General features: G+C 40.2%; 15 protein-coding genes, 2 tRNA genes, 3 rRNA genes and 1 pseudogene. 11 read left to right on the top strand and 10 right to left on the bottom strand.

What is annotated here, in order from left to right:
- The first annotated feature begins 24 nt into the window (after positions 1 to 24).
- The 10 genes from MST18_RS06975 (at position 25) to MST18_RS06930 (ending at position 8,963) form a co-directional block, all read left to right on the top strand.
- Positions 25 to 330, top strand: coding sequence for a hypothetical protein (locus tag MST18_RS06975; RefSeq protein WP_078191029.1), 306 nt, complete (start codon positions 25 to 27; stop codon positions 328 to 330).
- Positions 331 to 487: 157 nt separating this feature from the next.
- On the top strand, positions 488 to 1,861 hold the full coding sequence (locus tag MST18_RS06970) for an AarF/ABC1/UbiB kinase family protein (RefSeq protein ID WP_180133965.1): 1,374 nt from the start codon (positions 488 to 490) through the stop codon (positions 1,859 to 1,861).
- A 241-nt stretch (positions 1,862 to 2,102) separates the two neighbouring features.
- Complete coding sequence (locus tag MST18_RS06965; RefSeq protein ID WP_180133979.1) at positions 2,103 to 3,389, top strand: acyl-CoA dehydrogenase family protein; 1,287 nt, start codon at positions 2,103 to 2,105, stop codon at positions 3,387 to 3,389.
- Between the two features lie 30 nt (positions 3,390 to 3,419).
- Positions 3,420 to 4,619 carry an acyl-CoA dehydrogenase family protein gene (locus MST18_RS06960; RefSeq protein ID WP_180133964.1) on the top strand — a complete coding sequence of 400 codons (1,200 nt, stop codon included), beginning with the start codon at positions 3,420 to 3,422 and terminating at the stop codon, positions 4,617 to 4,619.
- Between the two features lie 89 nt (positions 4,620 to 4,708).
- Positions 4,709 to 5,194, top strand: coding sequence for a GNAT family N-acetyltransferase (locus MST18_RS06955; RefSeq protein WP_180133978.1), 486 nt, complete (start codon positions 4,709 to 4,711; stop codon positions 5,192 to 5,194).
- 342 nt (positions 5,195 to 5,536) lie between these two features.
- On the top strand, positions 5,537 to 6,121 hold the full coding sequence (locus tag MST18_RS06950) for a lytic transglycosylase domain-containing protein (RefSeq protein ID WP_180127739.1): 585 nt from the start codon (positions 5,537 to 5,539) through the stop codon (positions 6,119 to 6,121).
- Between the two features lie 482 nt (positions 6,122 to 6,603).
- Positions 6,604 to 6,963, top strand: a complete 360-nt coding sequence (locus MST18_RS06945) for a hypothetical protein (RefSeq protein ID WP_078193877.1) — start codon at positions 6,604 to 6,606, stop codon at positions 6,961 to 6,963.
- A gap of 52 nt (positions 6,964 to 7,015) precedes the next feature.
- Positions 7,016 to 7,975 (top strand): hypothetical protein, encoded by a 960-nt coding sequence (locus MST18_RS06940; RefSeq protein ID WP_180133963.1) that lies wholly within the window; start codon positions 7,016 to 7,018, stop codon positions 7,973 to 7,975.
- Between the two features lie 9 nt (positions 7,976 to 7,984).
- On the top strand, positions 7,985 to 8,521 hold the full coding sequence (locus MST18_RS06935; protein WP_180120328.1) for an ATP/GTP-binding protein: 537 nt from the start codon (positions 7,985 to 7,987) through the stop codon (positions 8,519 to 8,521).
- 10 nt (positions 8,522 to 8,531) lie between these two features.
- Positions 8,532 to 8,963, top strand: coding sequence for a roadblock/LC7 domain-containing protein (locus MST18_RS06930; protein ID WP_180133962.1), 432 nt, complete (start codon positions 8,532 to 8,534; stop codon positions 8,961 to 8,963).
- Positions 8,964 to 8,974: 11 nt separating this feature from the next.
- On the opposite strand, the gene MST18_RS06925 is transcribed toward MST18_RS06930, so the two are convergent.
- From MST18_RS06925 to ftsY, 10 genes are all read right to left on the bottom strand, one after another.
- On the bottom strand, positions 8,975 to 9,190 hold the full coding sequence (locus MST18_RS06925) for a hypothetical protein (RefSeq protein WP_180133961.1): 216 nt from the start codon (positions 9,188 to 9,190) through the stop codon (positions 8,975 to 8,977).
- 478 nt (positions 9,191 to 9,668) lie between these two features.
- Positions 9,669 to 9,783: ribosomal RNA gene (rrf, locus tag MST18_RS06920) — 5S ribosomal RNA — on the bottom strand.
- Positions 9,784 to 9,973: 190 nt separating this feature from the next.
- Positions 9,974 to 12,867 (bottom strand): 23S ribosomal RNA (locus MST18_RS06915).
- Between the two features lie 413 nt (positions 12,868 to 13,280).
- Positions 13,281 to 13,356 (bottom strand) — tRNA-Ala (locus tag MST18_RS06910).
- Between the two features lie 74 nt (positions 13,357 to 13,430).
- A tRNA-Ile gene (locus MST18_RS06905) sits at positions 13,431 to 13,507 on the bottom strand.
- A 61-nt stretch (positions 13,508 to 13,568) separates the two neighbouring features.
- Positions 13,569 to 15,107 (bottom strand): 16S ribosomal RNA (locus tag MST18_RS06900).
- Together the 16S, 23S and 5S rRNA genes with 2 tRNA genes alongside form the textbook arrangement of a ribosomal RNA operon.
- A 500-nt stretch (positions 15,108 to 15,607) precedes the next feature.
- Positions 15,608 to 16,285 (bottom strand): DUF2057 domain-containing protein, encoded by a 678-nt coding sequence (locus tag MST18_RS06895; RefSeq protein WP_180133200.1) that lies wholly within the window; start codon positions 16,283 to 16,285, stop codon positions 15,608 to 15,610.
- Positions 16,286 to 16,467: 182 nt separating this feature from the next.
- Entirely contained in the window at positions 16,468 to 17,061 is a 594-nt protein-coding gene (locus MST18_RS06890; RefSeq protein WP_180007270.1) for a nitroreductase family protein, read from the bottom strand.
- A 215-nt stretch (positions 17,062 to 17,276) separates the two neighbouring features.
- Positions 17,277 to 17,963, bottom strand: coding sequence for a nitroreductase family protein (locus MST18_RS06885; RefSeq protein ID WP_180133191.1), 687 nt, complete (start codon positions 17,961 to 17,963; stop codon positions 17,277 to 17,279).
- A gap of 175 nt (positions 17,964 to 18,138) precedes the next feature.
- Entirely contained in the window at positions 18,139 to 19,245 is a 1,107-nt protein-coding gene (gene ftsY, locus MST18_RS06880) for a signal recognition particle-docking protein FtsY (protein WP_180007272.1), read from the bottom strand.
- 250 nt (positions 19,246 to 19,495) lie between these two features.
- Here ftsY and MST18_RS06875 point away from each other — a divergent pair.
- Positions 19,496 to 20,809 (top strand): annotated as a pseudogene (locus MST18_RS06875) (M16 family metallopeptidase); the annotation flags it as partial.
- Positions 20,810 to 20,929: the final 120 nt, after the last annotated feature.

The following is a 20,929-nucleotide window of genomic DNA, read 5'->3' as shown; positions in this document are numbered from 1 at the left end:
TTAAATTTTAAATGCGGAGCTCCAATGAGCTATAAGCACAATAACCTCATGGCTATGCGTCAAAGCTATTGGGAAGACACTCAGTCTTTAAACGTGCAAACTGAAAAGGCATTTTTTCAGCAACTGCTGATCGAACATCAAGTTTTCCCTGATGCGAGTCTAGAAAACGCACGTACCCTATTTTTTAGCTTACCGAGCATTATTATTGTCAAAGGTTATGCTGCCGGATTTAAAGACGAATCTGTCCAACATCTTATTCATCAACATATTGAAGAACATAAAGCCGCATTGATGCAAAACGATACGGTAAAAATCAAATATCGTTTATAGTTTTCTTTCCAATGTACCTGTCTACGCGGCATCTTGCTTAAGTTTGCAAATGCTTACTGCATATTCAGTAAGTTGAACTATTTTAATACGTTAAGAAACGTTAAAATTAGCTACAATGTATTTTTCTGCGAATTGCTGATTAAAGGATTTAATTTACATGTCAGATCAGAACGATAAGCTCAAACACTTGAAAACGTCTTCTATGGATCGACGCTTATCTATCGCAAAGGCATCGCTACTTGCGGGAACTCGTTGGGCAGCATCAAACGCCACTTCTATTTTTTCGAGTGAAGAAGAAAAAGAGAAAAAGCGTAAAAAAGCCATGAAAGATCAGGCTGAATATCTCGTCGCAGAAATTGGTAAATTAAAAGGTTCAATTGTAAAAATTGGGCAAATGATGGCGTTGTATGGTGAACATTTTCTACCTGAAGAAATCACCCAAGCCCTCAATACCCTTAACAATCAAACAGTCGCATTGGCATGGCCAGCCATCAAAGTCCAATTACAAAATCAACTTGGCTCAAAGCTTGATGATCTCGTGATTGATCATGAGCCACTTGGCACAGCATCTCTGGCACAGGTTCACCGTGCAAAACGCAAATCTGATGGTTTAGAACTGGTATTAAAAATCCAGTATCCGGGTGTGGCAGATGCAATCGATTCGGATATGAATCTATTCAAAAACATGCTCAAACTGACACGAATGGTTCCTCAAACGCGTGAATTTGATCAGTGGTTTGATGAAGTTCGTGAAATGATGCATCGTGAAGTAAATTATAAAATCGAAGCAGATACCACTCGCCGTTTTGCTGCACACTTAAAAGAAGACCCACGCTATATCGTGCCGCAAATCATTGATGGTTATTCAACACCTCAAGTGCTGTGTATGACCTTTGAACGTGGTGTGCCGATTAACAGCCCAGTAATGCTGTCACTTCCTCAAGAGCGCCGTAATGCCTTAGGTGAAGCATCACTTGAAATTGCCGTACGCGAAATTTTTGAATGGGGTGAAATGCAAACCGACCCTAACTTCGGAAACTATTTGGTCCGTTTAGGCAATGGTGCGGATGTGCCAGATAAAATTGTTCTCCTCGACTTTGGTGCGATCCGTCAGTTCGATGAGCATCTATTAGGCGTTGCACGTAATTTGATTACCGCGGGTTATCACCATAGCTCTGAGCAAATGGTCAAAGCGATGACAGGTTATGAGTTCTTTGATGGTATTCCACAAAGTATTAAACCTGATATGGCTAAAGTCTTTTTGTTAGCGACAGAGGCATTTAGTAGCACTGCAAATAACCCGGACATCCCTGCTGGTGTTATGGACGAACAACAACGCTATGATTGGAAAAAAAGCCAATTACATAGCCGTGTGATGCAACAAGCTTCAAAATCGATGGCATCTCGCTACTTCTCAGTTCCACCTAAAGAGTTTATGTTTATCAGCCGTAAATTTATCGGTGCATATACCTTTATGACCGTCATTGAAGCGAAAACCAATGTTCGTCGTATGATTCAAAAATATCAATAATCATTCAATGCACACTTCAAGACTTGGCTGACTCAAATGTCAGCCAAGTCAATTTTAAAATAAAAATCCTTTTAAGCCTTTTTACTTTTCTATTATTAATTAATCATTTAGCTATCAAATCCCACCTAATCTCGCCGTTTATCTTTGACAATCACGCATGTCATTTATGACATGGTTTTTCTATCTTTGGCATGTCAGCATTAAATAAGAATAACGCAAATGGAAAACAACAATGACCAATATGGTAAACAAGGCACAAGGATTTGGACTCTCACTTTTAACTAAAATTGCCGGAAGTGATGTACTCGATCAGTTTAAACTGCGCAAATTTGTTGAAAAATCTTTGTATCAGAGCTCAAAAGCTGGTTTTAAAACCTTGAGCCAAACGCAAAAAGTATTTCAGACCAACAAAGATGTGCATAAACAACGTTTGCCTAATCAACAAAAATCATTATTTGATTTAAACCTGACTGAAGAACAACAAATGACTGCTGATGCGATGCAGCAGTTTGCCACAGAAGTCTTGTATCCACTTGCTCATCAAGCCGATCAAGAGGAAAGATTTCCTGAAGCGTTATGGCAACATATCCAAGATCTAGGTCTAAATTATTATGCCTTACCTGAAGATTTGGGTGGCGTCGCGGCAGAAAAAAATATCATTAGCAATATCTTAATTGCTGAACAATTGGCTGAAGGTGACTTTAGTTTAACAGCAGGTTTACTGTCGACATTTAGCTGTATCAACGCCATCACCCAATGGGGTTCCGAATCTGTTCAAGCAACCTACTTAGCGGCATTTGCAGATGATTCAGCCCTACGTGCAAGCTTTGCGGTTCAAGAGGCAACAGCGGCATTTAATCCCTATCAACTTAAAACTCACGCGATTGCTGATGGCCAGCAGTATAAAATCAGTGGGGAGAAAACCTTAGTCCTTTTAGGTGAACAGGCAGATGTGCTCTTGGTGAGTGCCATGCTCAATGGGCAGCCTGAAGTTTTTATTGTGCAACGCGACCAGAGCATTAGCGCTAAAAAAACACCAGCTATGGGTTTAAAAGCCACTGAAACGGTAACTTTAAAATTTACTCACACCCCTGCCCAACGCTTAGGTGATCAAGATTTCAACTATACCTCATTTATCGATCTTGGCAATTTAATGTGGTGTGCCATGGCTGTTGGTACCGCAACTGCAGTCAAGAAATATTGCATTCAATATGCAAACGAACGTACAGCTTTTGGGGAGCCAATTTCGCACCGTCAAAGTGTGGCATTTATGATTGCAGATATGGCAATCGAAATTGATGCCATGCATATGCTCATCCTCAATGCAGCAAGTCTAGCCGAAGCTGGCAAGCCCTTTCATCGTGAAGCCTATTTAGCCCGCGTGCTATGTGCTGAAAAGTCAATGAAAATTGGGACCGATGGTGTGCAAATATTAGGTGGTCATGGCTTTACCAAAGAACATCCCGTAGAACGTTGGTATCGAGACTTACGTGCCACAGCGATTCTTCAATCTGGCTTACATGCGTAATTCAGCAAAATAAAAAACAAGGAAATGTCCATGAACTTACAAAATCCGAAAAAATTTAAATTGCTGATCGACCAAGCCCATGAAGTTGCTTTAAATGTTCTACGTCCTATTTCACGTAAATATGACAAAGCCGAACATGCCTATCCGAAAGAGTTAGACATGTTGTCTTCCCTCGTCGACGGTATGAATGATGGCGGTGATGGCATGAATGCAGGTGCTGCCGTCAATAAACGTGGCGACACAGACACGGGAAATAAAAACGGTGTCAATATGTCGACTGCACTCAGTATCATAGAGATGTGCTATGGAGATACAGGCCTGTTGCTCAGTATGCCTCGCCAAGGGCTTGGCAACTCAGCTATTGCAGCAGTAGCTAATGATGAACAACTAGAACGCTTAAAAGGAACTTGGGCCGCTATGGCCATTACAGAACCCAATTGCGGCTCTGATTCAGCAGCAATTCGGACAACAGCGACGAAAGATGGCGATGAATACATCCTCAATGGTGAAAAAATCTTTGTCACCTCGGGCGAACGTGCTGATTCAGTGGTGGTTTGGGCAACACTAGATAAAAAATTAGGTCGAGCAGCGATTAAATCCTTTGTTGTTGAAAAAGGTACATCAGGCATGACTGTAGAACGCCTAGAATATAAATTGGGTATTAAAGCCTCTGATACTGCTGCTATTAGTTTTGTAGATTGTCGTGTCCCTGCTGCAAACTTATTAGGCAATGCTGAAATTGATGTAGCAAAGGGTTTTGCTGGGGTTATGGAAACTTTTGATAATACTCGCCCACTCGTTGCTGCGATGGCTATAGGCTGTGCAAAGGCATCTTTAGAGCGAATTAAAGAAATCTTTAAAGATGAATTAGACGAACAGTATTCAACACCCATCTTACAAAGTTCGAATATTGCTGCACAAATCTACCGAATGGAAGCAGACTGGGAAGCAGCACGTCTACTCATGCTCAAAGCTGCATGGATGGCTGACAACAAAAAACCTAACTCACGTGAAGCATCCATCGCTAAAGCAAAAGCAGGCCGTGTAGGTAATGAAATCACCTTAAAGTGTGTAGAGCTCGCAGCTGCAGTTGGTTATAACGAAGATGAATTATTGGAAAAATGGGCACGTGATTCAAAAATCCTCGATATATTTGAAGGCACACAGCAAATTCAACAATTAATCGTTGCACGACGTGAACTGGGTAAAAGTTCAAGCGAATTAAAATAATTACTTTGCTTGAGCAATTTGAAACTTAAAGATGGATTTTTATATAGGATCAGTCTATAAACAATCCATCTTTTTGTTTTTCGATGATTATGTTTCAGATCCGACCACTTCAATTTGAAGACAATGCAAGCATTGCCAATGTCATTCGCACAGTTTCCAAAGAATTTGGATTAGCACCTGAATCAGGATTTGCCGTTGCAGATCCAATTTTAGATGATTTATATCACGTCTATGCGCAAGCAAATGCACAATATTGGGTTATTGAAAATCAACACGGTACAATTTTAGGTGGTGGCGGCCTTTCTCCTTTAGCTGGAGATTCAAGCATTTTAGAAATCCAAAAAATGTATTTTTTGCCTGAATTACGTGGTCATGGTTTAGCCAAAGATATTTTAGAACTTTGTTTTCAATTTGCCAAAGATCATAATTTTAAAGCGTGTTATTTAGAAACCACACATACACTTGGGCAAGCGGTGAAACTCTATGAAAAAGTAGGATTTCAACACTTACAAGCTCCCAAGGGCAATACAGGTCATAGCCAAGCATGTGAAATTTGGATGCTTAAAACGCTTTAATAAACTTAGATTTAATTAATTTCGCTGAAAAGGTTTTAGAGCTTTTTCAAATAGAGATATTTAATGAGTGGATATTCAAGTTTTTTATAATTAAAGATCTCCGCTTTTGAATAACCCACAATCTTAAGTAAGTAAGAATTTAAAGAGAGAAATACTAACTCAATTAACACGATCTGCTTTTCTCTCTTCACTTAGACAATCATGTAATTTGAGTACATTTCCATCAATTTTTACAATTACACTGTATAGAGCAACTTAAGAAAATATTGACCTCTGAGTCTCCAGTTCATACTATCACTTTAGAAATTACACTTAGCCATGATTATTTTAAAGTGAATATAAATGCAGAATGTACTGAATAAAACTCGCCTTTCAACTCGTCTTTCGTCGCTCCTAAGCGCTCACAGCTTAAAGTTTTCAACTGTTATTATATCTGTAACCCTGATTTCTGGATGTTCATCACTCGGTGGTGGCTCTGTAGAAAAACGTGCTGTTAAACTTTCATCAGGGATCCAAAAGGCCTATTCAGTCAATCCTGAAACTGCAAATCGAGTGTCACCCTACATTGTGCAAACTGCTGATCAATACAACTTAGATCCTTTACTACTGGCTGCTGTTATTCGCCAAGAATCAACTTTCCGCCCTTATGTCAGTTCACCTGCAGGTGCAGTCGGTTTAACTCAGGTGATGCCACGTTATTGGCAAGCAATATGCCCTGGGGATTTATATGACGAATTAACCAATATTAATTGTGGGTCATTTATTTTAACTAAATATAAAAATGCCGCTGGCAGCATGCCAAAAGCTTTAGCCTACTATAATGTCGGACCTACCGCTTATAACACCAATCGAAAAATGAAAAAACAAGGCAAACGTTATGCAAAACAAGTGAAACAACATCGAAATAATTTAAAAAGTGCATTATAAGAAGTAAAGTTCAATCCTATTACCCCATGATTGAACTTTTAACATATATCACAAATACTTGAATTTAATAGACTTAAATCACAAATATAGATTCTAGAATAATATTATATGATGTATTTTAATGAGTAATAAACAAACAAACAGCATATATTTTTAATATTTATTTCATCTTACATAATCGTTTTTTGCATATTAAATTAATGAAATAATACATTAAATCTATTAATAAAAAAAACTCTTATAAAACAACAACCTTAATTGAATTTCATATACAACAATTCTATAAAAAGTTTAAATATTCTACACAATCCTATAACTATTAGCAGCCAAGAATCATTTAAAGACCATTTTTACTTTATTTATTATTAACAATAATCAGCCAGCTGATTTTTTTAGCATTGTTTATTCATTATTTTTAGCTAATATCATATAGGTCAGTAAAACTATATTACTGATTAACATATAATTTATTGGGGTTAATAATGGCCAAATTATCTTTAAACGCTTTAACAGACATTGACGGTTTTATTGCTGCAGCTTTGGTTGACAGCGAAAGTGGCCTTGCTATGGCGACACAAGGCAATAACGACATCGATTTAGAATTAGCTGCTGCTGGTAATACTGAAGTTGTACGCTCAAAGCGTAAAGTTGCCAAAGCGTTGAATTTAAATGACTCTATTGAAGACATTCTAATTACTCTGGGTAAACAATATCACTTAATCCGCCCACTCGACTCAAATGAAGCATTATTTCTTTACCTCGTCTTAGACCGTAGTAAATCAAACCTTGCTATGGCGCGCCATGAACTTAAACATTTCGAAAAAGAATTAGATTTTTCTTAATTTAAAGTTGGGTTATTTCACCAGAAATAACCCAGTTTTTCTGGACCATTTCGTGAATAGCACATTATATATTTCTGTTTTTGGCTTAAATCTAAATGTTATCAATGACATTAAATCTATTATTTCAAATAAGCTATCTGAAACTTTTACTATTCATTGGACAAACATTGCAGATTCGAAACTCCAAGTCCTATTAATCAATGATGACTTTATCGACCTGCCGAATATAAATAAAATAAGGCACGAAGCTTTAATCATACTTAGACTTAAAAAAAATGAATTGAAAGCAAATCAAATCGAACACGATACCCTGTTTTTACCCCTAACAAATACCAATCATTTTGAGCATTGGTTAGAGCATTTAGTTGCGTTAAGGTTCCGTGATACTAATCCTGTAAATGTCTCCAATCCTATTGTTGTTAAAGACATAAAACCTAAATTAAATGCACTCCAGATCTCACAGGCTTTTAAAGATTTAAATAAACATCAACGTCAACTATTGCTTTTAGATCAAAAACCAATCTTACTCATTGATAACTTAAGCAATGAGTTTTGGATAGAACAAAATATTCAAATCACACAAAATTCTGAAATCACACTCATTCCAGCAGATACAAATACAGTTGTTGCTTTTAAATATGGGTTGGAATCAATAAATTTACAGCATGGATTATGGCAATTTGTTTGGGATTACGTAGATGGTACTCCCCCCAATTACACAAGCCACTATAAACTTTTGCATTGGCCACAGCCTATACATTGTGCTGAGCGACAATCACTATTGAAAATATCCGCTTTTTTTATGGAAGGTAGTTCTACTCAATATATTGCTGAACAAATACATTTGAGCCAAAACATTATCAATCGCTATTTATTTGCATGCCACATTGCTGAAATCATAGAAGAGATACCAGCTATGGCGAGTGTATATCATAGCCAAAAAACAGCTCAAGAATCTTCAAATCCACTACAGAGTTTTTTCCGTAGTCTTCGAAAAAAATTAGGAATCTAAAATTTCATTATGATTTTACAGCAATACAAAATCGTATTTGCCGGAACGATGGGTGCCGGAAAAACCACTGCTATTCAAAGTATTTCTGATATTCCTGTACTGAGTACAGAAGCGCTTAATACTGATCAAAATGCGCATCAAAAAATTTTGACTACTGTTGGAATCGATTATGGTGAACTTACTCTCGCCGATGGTACTAAACTTGGTTTATATGGTACGCCGGGCCAAGAAAGATTTAACTTTATATGGAATACCATTTGTAACGGCGCGATTGGTACAATTATTTTGATTGATCATACACATGACCATCCAATTCAGCAGCTGAATGATTATTTAAATTATTTTTCTGAAAATAATGAAAACATCATCATCGCGATTACACATTTAGACAGTACGCAGTATAAATCCACCAAACTTTATAAAGAATGGCAGGATTCACAACAGATACATCACCCGATTTTTTATATCGATGCTAGAAATAAAAAAGACATTCTTTTTATTCTAGAAGCACTTATTGCAAAAGCCGAAGTTCAACTTTCAATCTAATGAAGATATTATGAATACAGCAATTCGTACAACACGTTCAGCACCACTACAGCTTATTGAACAAGCACATAAACTCATGAAGGAGTTAATTTCTGATGTGTCCGGTGTTGAATATATGATGTTATGTTCAACTGATGGCTTTGAATTAAAATCTATAGAAAAGAAAAATATTGAAAATTCTGGAAAACTTGCAGCTGTAAGCAGTTCAATCTTAGCAATGGTTCAAGCTTTTACTAACGAAATTAATTTAATTGGTTGTAGAACCCTTACATTAGATGCTGAAAATGGTAAAGCATTACTCACAGCGATCTCTCACCCTCAACACCCCATGATATTAGTTGTCTTGACATCAAAAAATGTATTATTAGGGCAATTATTATATTCTTTAAAAAGAGTGAGTAATGAACTAAGCGAATATCAACTGTCAAATACATTCACCTAGTCCAATTCAATTTATTTCATCGATTCACGCATTTTATCTTCATCAAAATATTGTGCAAATGATGCAATACGTTTTTCAACAACTGGATTTTTCATCAGGTTCTCAGCTGCACGATTCCCCAATAGTTCAAATGCTTTACCCAAAGCATTTGTTCCTTCATTTTCTGTAACAGCTTTGATTTCAGCATTACAACGTTTAGTAAATAAATCTTGAAATAAATTTGCCATATTTTTATCAATCTTTTGCATCTCAGCGGACGTCACTTTACTATACTTAGAAATTTCTGGATGTGCTGAAAATGCCAAATAAATCTAAACCGTTAAGTTCTGACTCTCTTCTGCTGAAGTTTTATTTACCAAACATTCACTTAGTTTATCCTGATACACGCCAGCTGTAGTATTTAAAGAAACAAATGCAAATAAAACTATAGTTAATAATTTTTTTAAAAACATCTTAAATACCCTATATATTATTAATGAAACAAACGATTTTATTATATTGATTTATTACACATTTTCATTAGCAAAAGATTTTAAAATGATATAGATGGATTGAGCATTTTAGTTTTATTTTCTTTAAATATCTCTCGTTTTCCTATTTTTTGAATTTGCTTCTCTTATTATTTTTCTATTTTGATAACTTTCCCTTTTTCCCCGCACATAAAAAAACACCCCCTGAGATATCAGGGGGTGTTTTCGAATAATGAGCTGGCGATGACTTACTCTCACATGGGTAACCCCACACTACCATCAGCGCTAAGAGGTTTCACTTCTGAGTTCGGGAAGGGATCAGGTGGTTCACTCTTGCTATTGTCGCCAGCACAACTGTTTATGGATACTCGCTTAGTCTAATCTCAGAGCAGTGCTCTTCGTGCTAAGTTTTCTACCAAATGAGTTATTAACAGATCATATCTGAGTTGCAGTATTTTGTTCTTAAGCGTTAACTAAATCAAGTTATTTTGCTTAATATCGAATCAATTGATGCTTTACATACAACTGTTTGGGTGTTGTATAGTCAAGCCTCACGAGCAATTAGTATTGGTCAGCTTCATGCGTCACCGCACTTCCACATCCAACCTATCAACGTCGTAGTCTTCAACGGCTCTTTAGTGGACATAAAGTCCAAGGGAAATCTTATCTTGAGGTAGGCTTCCCGCTTAGATGCTTTCAGCGGTTATCCCTTCCGAACATAGCTACCCGGCGATGCGACTGGCGTCACAACCGGTACACCAGAGGTTCGTCCACTCTGGTCCTCTCGTACTAGGAGCAGATCCTCTCAAATTTCCAGCGCCCACGGTAGATAGGGACCGAACTGTCTCACGACGTTCTAAACCCAGCTCGCGTACCTCTTTAAATGGCGAACAGCCATACCCTTGGGACCTGCTTCAGCCCCAGGATGAGATGAGCCGACATCGAGGTGCCAAACACCGCCGTCGATATGAACTCTTGGGCGGTATCAGCCTGTTATCCCCAGAGTACCTTTTATCCGTTGAGCGATGGCCCTTCCATACAGAACCACCGGATCACTAAGACCTACTTTCGTACCTGCTCGACTTGTGGGTCTCGCAGTTAAGCGCGCTTTTGCCTTTATACTCTACGCGTGATTTCCGACCACGCTGAGCGCACCTTCGTACTCCTCCGTTACTCTTTAGGAGGAGACCGCCCCAGTCAAACTACCCACCAGACATGGTCCTCGCTCCAGATAATGGAGCAGAGTTAGAACCTCAATATTACCAGGGTGGTATTTCAAGATTGGCTCCACCGAAACTAGCGTCTCGGTTTCAAAGCCTCCCACCTATCCTACACAAGTAAGATCAAAGTTCAATGTCAAGCTGCAGTAAAGGTTCACGGGGTCTTTCCGTCTAGCCGCGGGTACACCGCATCTTCACGGCGATTTCGATTTCACTGAGCCTCTGCTGGAGACAGCGCCCCCATCATTATGCCATTCGTGCAGGTCGGAACTTACCCGACAAGGAATTTCGCTACCTTAGGACCGTTATAGTTACGGCCGCCGTTTACTGGGGCTTCGATCAAGAGCTTCGCTTACGCTAACCCCATCAATTAACCTTCCAGCACCGGGCAGGCATCACACCCTATACGTCCACTTTCGTGTTTGCAGAGTGCTATGTTTTTAATAAACAGTTGCAGGGGCCTGGTTTCTGTGGCTGCTCTCAGCTCAGGAAGCAAGTTCCATCACCAAAAGCAGCGTACCTTCTCCCGAAGTTACGGTACCATTTTGCCTAGTTCCTTCAGCAGAGTTCTCTCAAGCGCTTTGGTCTACTCGACCTGACCACCTGTGTCGGTTTCGGGTACGATTCCAGTGTAACTGAAGCTTAGAGACTTTTCCTGGAAGTATGGTATCAGCCACTTCACTGTACAAGTACAGCTTGCTGTCAGATCTCAGCATAGAGTACCCCGGATTTGCCTAAGATACATGCCTACTTCCTTTCACCTGGACAACCAACGCCAGGCTGACTTAACCTTCTCCGTCCTCTCATCGCATTACACTGAAGTATTGGAATATTAACCAATTTCCCATCGACTACGCCTCTCGGCCTCGCCTTAGGGGTCGACTCACCCAGCCCCGATTAACGTTGGACTGGAACCCTTGGTCTTTCAGCGAACGGGTTTTTCACCCGTTTTGTCGTTACTCACGTCAGCATTCGCACTTCTGATACCTCCAGCAGACTTCTCAATCCACCTTCATCGGCTTACAGAACGCTCCCCTACCACTTACACTAATGTGTAAATCCGCAGCTTCGGCATATAGTTTTAGCCCCGTTACATCTTCCGCGCAGGCCGACTCGACTAGTGAGCTATTACGCTTTCTTTAAAGGGTGGCTGCTTCTAAGCCAACCTCCTAGCTGTCTATGCCTTCCCACATCGTTTCCCACTTAACTATAATTTTGGGGCCTTAGCTGGCGGTCTGGATTGTTTTCCTCTTGACTACGGACGTTAGCACCCGCAGTCTGTCTCCCGGATAGTACTCATTGGTATTCGGAGTTTGCATCGGTTTGGTAAGTCGGGATGACCCCCTAGCCGAAACAGTGCTCTACCCCCAATGGTATTCGTCCGAGGCGCTACCTAAATAGCTTTCGGGGAGAACCAGCTATCACCGAGTTTGATTAGCCTTTCACCCCTATCCACAAGTCATCCCCTGGCTTTTCAACGACAGTGGGTTCGGTCCTCCAGTTAGTGTTACCCAACCTTCAACCTGCTCATGGATAGATCACCCGGTTTCGGGTCTACACCCAGCAACTAAACGCCCTATTAAGACTCGATTTCTCTACGGCTCCCCTAATCGGTTAACCTTGCTACTGAATGTAAGTCGCTGACCCATTATACAAAAGGTACGCAGTCACCAAACAAGTTGGCTCCCACTGCTTGTATGCATGCGGTTTCAGGATCTATTTCACTCCCCTCACAGGGGTTCTTTTCGCCTTTCCCTCACGGTACTGGTTCACTATCGGTCAGTCAGGAGTATTTAGCCTTGGAGGATGGTCCCCCCATATTCAGACAAGGTTTCACGTGCCTCGCCCTACTCGACATCATTATCTAAGCCCTTTCGTGTACAGGACTATCACCTACTATGGTCGCACTTCCCAGAGCGTTCCACTAAAGCTTAGATAACTTAATGGGCTTTTCCCCGTTCGCTCGCCGCTACTGAGGGAATCTCAATTGATTTCTTTTCCTAAGGGTACTGAGATGTTTCACTTCCCCTCGTTCGCCTCATAAACCTATGTATTCAGTTTATGATACCCGCCTTATAGCGGGTGGGTTTCCCCATTCAGAAATCTCCGGATCACAGGATATTTGCCGCCTCCCCGGAGCTTATCGCAGGCTATTACGTCTTTCATCGCCTCTGACTGCCAAGGCATCCACCACATGCACTTAATTACTTGACTATACAACCCCAAACAGTCGTTTGATCCTACAAGTAGATCAACCAACATTACAGTTTAGAGCTTCGTGAATTTAATCACTGTACAGCTTCAATTAGATTCATATACCAAAACGCTTGATTCAGTTAATTTCGCTAGTAACTCATTTCATTCAACTTTCACAATTGCTTGTTAAGTTAAATCAAACGAGTATGAACAAATTATTTCAACTCAAATATATTCTGTTAATGATTTTTCCAGCCTTCGTCAGGTCAGGAAACTGTGATAAATCACAGAGCTTAATAACAATGCAGCGAATCATACGCCACTTTGTTGCTAAGCTCTATAACCTAAGCACTTGATCGCTTAAGGACTAAGCTAACAATCGCTTGATTGTTTATTTTAGCTTCGTTCTTTATACATTCCGAAGGAATGTATGGTGGAGACTAGGAGAGTCGAACTCCTGACCTCCTGCGTGCAAAGCAGGCGCTCTACCAACTAAGCTAAGTCCCCAGCTTATCAATAAGTCAATGTTTCTGATTCTCTGTTTGCTTCCGTATTTTATTCAAATACTTCGTTAGTCAGAATGGTGGGTCTGACAAGACTTGAACTTGTGACCCCACGCTTATCAAGCGTGTGCTCTAACCAACTGAGCTACAGACCCTCAGATACATCGTCATGAAGAACAACTTGTTGTGGATTCTTACCAATCGTCAATCTTTCGTTAAGGAGGTGATCCAGCCGCAGGTTCCCCTACGGCTACCTTGTTACGACTTCACCCCAGTCATCGGCCACACCGTGGTAAGCGTCCTCCTTACGGTTAGACTACCTACTTCTGGTGCAACAAACTCCCATGGTGTGACGGGCGGTGTGTACAAGGCCCGGGAACGTATTCACCGCGGCATTCTGATCCGCGATTACTAGCGATTCCGACTTCATGGAGTCGAGTTGCAGACTCCAATCCGGACTACGATCGGCTTTTTGAGATTAGCATCTCCTCGCGGAGTAGCAACCCTTTGTACCGACCATTGTAGCACGTGTGTAGCCCTGGTCGTAAGGGCCATGATGACTTGACGTCGTCCCCGCCTTCCTCCAGTTTGTCACTGGCAGTATCCTTAAAGTTCCCGGCTTAACCCGATGGCAAATAAGGAAAAGGGTTGCGCTCGTTGCGGGACTTAACCCAACATCTCACGACACGAGCTGACGACAGCCATGCAGCACCTGTATGTAAGTTCCCGAAGGCACCAATCCATCTCTGGAAAGTTCTTACTATGTCAAGACCAGGTAAGGTTCTTCGCGTTGCATCGAATTAAACCACATGCTCCACCGCTTGTGCGGGCCCCCGTCAATTCATTTGAGTTTTAGTCTTGCGACCGTACTCCCCAGGCGGTCTACTTATCGCGTTAGCTGCGCCACTAAAGCCTCAAAGGCCCCAACGGCTAGTAGACATCGTTTACGGCATGGACTACCAGGGTATCTAATCCTGTTTGCTCCCCATGCTTTCGTGCCTCAGCGTCAGTATTAGGCCAGATGGCTGCCTTCGCCATCGGTATTCCTCCAGATCTCTACGCATTTCACCGCTACACCTGGAATTCTACCATCCTCTCCCATACTCTAGCTTCCCAGTATCGAATGCAATTCCCAAGTTAAGCTCGGGGATTTCACATCCGACTTAAAAAGCCGCCTACGCACGCTTTACGCCCAGTAAATCCGATTAACGCTCGCACCCTCTGTATTACCGCGGCTGCTGGCACAGAGTTAGCCGGTGCTTATTCTGCGAGTAACGTCCACTATCTCTAGGTATTAACCAAAGTAGCCTCCTCCTCGCTTAAAGTGCTTTACAACCAAAAGGCCTTCTTCACACACGCGGCATGGCTGGATCAGGGTTCCCCCCATTGTCCAATATTCCCCACTGCTGCCTCCCGTAGGAGTCTGGGCCGTGTCTCAGTCCCAGTGTGGCGGATCATCCTCTCAGACCCGCTACAGATCGTCGCCTTGGTAGGCCTTTACCCCACCAACTAGCTAATCCGACTTAGGCTCATCTATTAGCGCAAGGTCCGAAGATCCCCTGCTTTCTCCCGTAGGACGTATGCGGTATTAGCATCCCTTTCGAAATGTTGTCCCCCACTAATAGGCAGATTCCTAAGCATTACTCACCCGTCCGCCGCTAGAAATCGGTAGCAAGCTACCTATTCCCGCTCGACTTGCATGTGTTAAGCCTGCCGCCAGCGTTCAATCTGAGCCATGATCAAACTCTTCAGTTTAAAATCAATAGTACATATAGTGTACCAATCTTGGCTCATCAATTACTGACAAAAATTTGCTCAAATAAACTTCGAGTAATTTCTACCATCAATCAATGAAAATAATTTCGATCAATCAACCAGTAAAAATCCACACAAGTTGTTCTTCATAATCTCTTAATGATCTTCTTAATGCTTCGTCAGCAAATAAGAAACAACATCAAACAACTAAAAACCTTACGTTTATCGCTATCTGCGTTGGTATGCAGCGTATTCTATAGAGTTTCAAAACAAACACAAGCCCCTATCATAGAAATTTCTATAATATTTTGCTTGAGTGTATATTTTTTAAACTAAAAGCAATTTATTGCTTATTTAAAGATCAATATATCCGTATATTTTGCTTTATGAAAGACGAATTTTATAATTCTTGGTGATTTTTATATTCTTCAATCTAAAAAGCCCGTAATTCAACGGACTTTTCGAATTATAAGAATACTAATGAAGTTATGAAAGTGGCTTTAGTTTGCTTGCTCAGCCAACCAACTCATGAATTTTTGTCGTTCAGCTTTACTAGCCTTCTGCCAAAGCTGAATTAATTGTTGATCTGCCCCATTTTCATTAATAGTCACATTTTTCGAAGCCGCTACAGGAGATACTACATTCGTTGGCTTTACTGCTACGGATTGTGCATAAACAGGTGCCGGTTGATTTTCTGGCACAGCTTCTTTCTTCGTAAAATCTACAGCATTACCCAATACACCATTGGAGAAAATCGATTTTTGTTCTTTCTTTGCCCCCGCTTGCTGAACTAGTAATTGATTAGATTTGTCATACAAACCAAATATCGGTTGGTCTTTATATTTTTGCGCAGCATCAAAATCTTTTGGTGCATTGACTAGACCCAAACGATACTCTTGACCATCAATCAGTGCTGGAGTACGAATAGCGGCAACACCTGACTTTAAAATATCGTGTGAATTATCAGCATGTTGAAAAAATTCACTATAACGTACCGTTAATAGGTTTTCACCTGCATCTAGCTTATACTTCTCCGTAGATCGAAATAAACCACCAGTAACTTCTTGATCATTAACTGCAACTATTTTAATTTCTTCCGGAACAGTCAAAGTTACAGCTGCAAATCCGGCACTACTTAACATCAGCGCTGCAGCAGCAACAGTTAATCTTAAAGTCATCATTATCACTCTTTATCAATTATTTAGTTTCGAATGCACTATGCAATGCATATGTGACAATCTTATGACATCTAACAATCACTGTATATTTTGTTTCAAGACATTATTTTGATATTCATTCAAGAATTTTGCATATAAAAAAAGGATGCTCAAAGCATCCTTTTTAATTCATCACACCATCATTACTTGAATGTTTTGAATCGTTCTTCATCTGCAATAAAGGTTTTTTCACCTGCAGGTGCTTCAATCGAACCGAAAACAAGTTGTGCACGTAGTTTCCATTGATCTGGCACATCAAATGCCGCAGCTGTTTCAGCATCAACAATTGGATTGTAATGTTGTAATGACGCACCAATATTTTTTTCAGCCAAAGCAGTCCAAGTAGCAAATTGAGCAATCGCCGTTGAGTGTTCAGACCATACTGGGAAATTATCTGCATAAAGTGCAAATTGTTCTTGGAGAGCTTTTACTACAGCCTGATCTTCATAAAATAATGCTGTACCAAAACCTGCTGCAAAACTATTAATCTTGCCATTGGTTCCTTCAAATGCATCTGCAGGTACAATTTTACGTAAAGTTTCACGTACGATATTCCAGAATTTTTGATGTGCATCACCAAACAGAATAACGACACGAGACGTTTGAGAGTTAAATGATGACGGACTTAAACGTACAGCATTTTTAATGGTTTGCTCAATTTCATCTTGCGATAAACTCACGTTATTACCAATAGAATAGATTGTGCGACGTTGTTCGATTTGATTCAAGAATGACATTACAAGACCTCTTTTTATTTTCAATTAGCTGACTAAGTTGAGATTTATAATAGGTGATGTTTTTAACAGTTGCATGACTATATTTACAACATTGTGTCTTATTTCTAGAACAATCAGTTGCAAGCATCTAAATACCTACAACCCACTTACATTCAGATTTTGGTTTCACTGTCTTTAGTACGGCAGAAATCAAAGCAACATACAGAACATAGAAATTACTCATAAATTCTAAACTGATCTTGATCTTCTAGTTCTAAGCGTTCAGGCGCTTGGCCTTCAATTGAACCAAAGACCAACTGCGCACGTAGCAGCCATTGTTGTGAAATATCAAAGTGTTCGGCAACAGCATAATCAATGTGTGGATTATAGTGCTGTAAACATGCGCCTAGACCTGCATCTGCGATCGAAGTCCATACTGCGAATTGGGCCATGCCAGACGTTTGCTCCGACCACACTGGAAAATCTTCTGCACTTAATGGCACTTTCTTTTGTAATTGTTGAATCACAGCTTGATCTTCATAGAAAAGCACAGTTCCTAGGCCAGCTGCACATTGATCTATTTTGAGCGCCACGCCCTCAAAAATATAACTCGCAACATTCTTGCGTTGTACGTCTTTTACTATGTCCCAAAATTTTTGATGAGATTCACCAAATAAAACCACAATACGTGTACTTTGCGAATTATATGCAGATGGACAACTTCTTACAGACTCTTGAATCAGTTCAGCCAAATAAGCCTGACTATAATGTACCTTCTTTCCAAGCTCGTAAATACTGCGACGTTTCTTTAGTTGGTCGACAAATGACGCTTCTACTTCTTGGTCAGTATTTTTCTTTTTTAATTTAAAATCTTTAGTGATATCCGCAGTCAATACATGACCAATTTTATCGAGTAACGCCACCCTAAACACCCCAAAGCAATTTTTATATATAAACAACAATTCCTTACTTATTCTAAGGGTTTATTAGGCTGAATTTTGATTATGATTTATTCACATGTTGCTTTTTAAATCAATCAGTAATCTTAAAAACAAAAAACTCCGCATTTTGCGGAGTTTATGTGACATTTAACGCATTTTATTTATCAGTTTCAAATAATGCTGCGACAAATGATTTTGCTGAGAATGGACGCAAGTCATCAATTTTCTCACCTACACCAATAAAACGAATTGGCACATGGGTACGGCTTGCAATATTGAATAACACACCACCTTTTGCTGTACCATCAAGCTTAGTAATGGTTAGACCTGTAAGCCCTACTGCCTCATCAAACATTTCAACTTGGTTAATGGCATTTTGACCTGTGCCTGCATCTACCACTAACATCACTTCATGCGGAGCTGTAGCATCAATTTTTTGCATTACACGTTTTACTTTAGACAACTCTTGCATTAGATGTCCTTTGTTATGTAAACGACCTGCGGTGTCTGCAATCAGTACATCTACGCCTTTTGCACGAGCACTTTCAAATGCATCAAAAATAACAGATGCAGAATCTGCACCATGACCTTGAGCTACAACGGCAATATTATTGCGTTCGCCCCAAATTTGTAATTGCTCTGTGGCTGCTGCACGGAATGTATCACCAGCAGCCAACATTACTTTTTTACCTTCACCTTGTAAGCGTTTCGCTAATTTACCAATCGTGGTGGTTTTACCCACACCATTTACACCAACAACCAAAATCACATACGGATTTTTATTGCTGTCGATATGTAGCGGTTTAACACGTGGTGCAAGTAATGCCACCAGTTCTTCTTGAAGCGCTTTATATAAAGAGTGCGAGTAAATTAAATCGCCACGTTCAGTACGTTCAGTTAAGTTCGCAATAATCGTTTTGGTTGCATCGACACCAATGTCAGCAACCAAAAGTTGCTCTTCAACTTCCTCTAAAAGTTCATCGTCAATTTCCTTTCCACCGATCAGGATATTCACCATGCCGTCTGCCAAGTTCTTACGTGACTTTGCTAGACCTTCTTTCATACGACTAAAGAAGCCGCCTTTCACCTTCGAGTCTTCAGTTTCTGACTCTGTTTCTTGTAATGGTGCAGCAACTTCTTGCTGTACTTTCGGTGTCTCGATAATCGGCACATTTACCGCAGGTAAACTCGGTAGCGTGACATCGTCATCACCGATATCAGCATCAATCAAAAATTTATTCTGCCCATGAGATTGCTGTTGCATGCCGAATCCTTGAAAAGCACTGCGTTAAAAAAACCGATTCTATCATAAGTTATCTTAAATTGAGTCGATACACGCCCGTCAGAGCGAAGCACACTAAAAAACAACATGTTGAACTTGCAATCAAAATTAACTTTAGGAAAACTAGATAGCTATAAAATGCATTTTAATGGATTCCTTTGTGTCCCATAAAAACAGATTTTCTCCTTATTTTTTTAAAACTTTATTTCGCTCTGCGCTTCCTATCTGTGTCATCAGCAGTTGCCTTTGGTCTGCACCCAATCTACATGCAGACACACGTACCCAATTAACACGTAGCACCTTTGAAACCACGCTTAAAAATGGTTTAAAGGTCATTATCCGTGAAGACCACCGTGCGCCGATGGTAATGACCCATATTTGGTACCGTGTGGGTAGTAGTGATGAGTCGGGCAATCTATTAGGGATCTCCCACGCGCTCGAACATATGATGTTTAAAGGAACCACCAAAGTTCCTAATGATGAATTTACACGTCTCAGCCGTATCTATGGCGGCAGCATCAACGCTGCAACCTTTACCAATTACACCAATTATTATCAGTTGTATCCAAAAGCCTATTTTCCTATGGCGCTGGAGCTCGAAGCGGATCGTATGAGTAATTTACGATTACAACAACAAGATTTCGACCCTGAAATTAAAGTGGTTATGGAAGAACGCCGACAGCGCACAGATGACAACCCTCGTTCTTTGGCTTATGAACGTTTCAAATGGATTTCTTATCCAACCAGTCACTATCGTCAACCCGTCATTGGACATATGAAAAATCTGCAAAACATCAAATTAGCAGATTTAAAACAATGGTATAAAGATTGGTATACCCCAAACAACGCCATTTTGGTGATTGTCGGTGATGTCGATGCCGAAGCAGCCATTCGTCAAGTTCAAAAATACTTTGGTGATATTCCATCACGCAAAACACCTGATCGTAACGATGTGAGGGAATTCGAGCGTGTGGGCTATCGTCATATGGAACTAAATTTACCCGTACAAGTGCCCAATTTGTATATGGCGTGGAATGTACGCTCACTGGCTACCGCCAAAAACCCACAAGATGCTTATGCACTCAATATTATTCGCAATATTTTTGACAGTGGGATCTCATCTCGCCTACAAGACAAACTGGTACGAGATAGAAAATTACTCACGGCTGTAAGCGTTTCTTATGATCCATACAATCGTGGAGACAGCTTGTTTACTATTTCAGCACTCCCTGCCGATGGAATCAAAATGGAACAAGCGCAAAAAGCCATACAAGATGAAATCGACACTTTAAAAACAGAATTAGTCAAAACACCTGAAGTTGAACGTATCACCACACGTTTTGTCTCCAATTTAATCTATAACCAAGATGACATCAGCAGCCAAGCCAAGACAATCGGCAACTTAGAAGTCAATGGACTCAGTTTCAGGCTAATGGACGAATTACCAAAACTATATGAAAACGTCAGCGCACAGGATATTCAACGTGTCGCAAATGCGTATTTTGTCCGAGAAAATTTAAGCACCATGTATCTACTTCCAGAACAGACGGAGGTTCCAACAACCTCAAATAAAACAGATCAAACAGTAAAATCCGCTCAAACGGAAGTTGTTATTCCAGAGCAACAAATCAGCTCAACCCAAAACACAGAAAGCGTCTTGTAAGGA

Origin of the sequence: Acinetobacter sp. YH12068_T (assembly GCF_024606005.1) — a bacterium.
Classification (GTDB): Bacteria; Pseudomonadota; Gammaproteobacteria; order Pseudomonadales; family Moraxellaceae; genus Acinetobacter; species Acinetobacter amyesii.
This window is presented reverse-complemented; position numbering and strand designations above follow the sequence as displayed.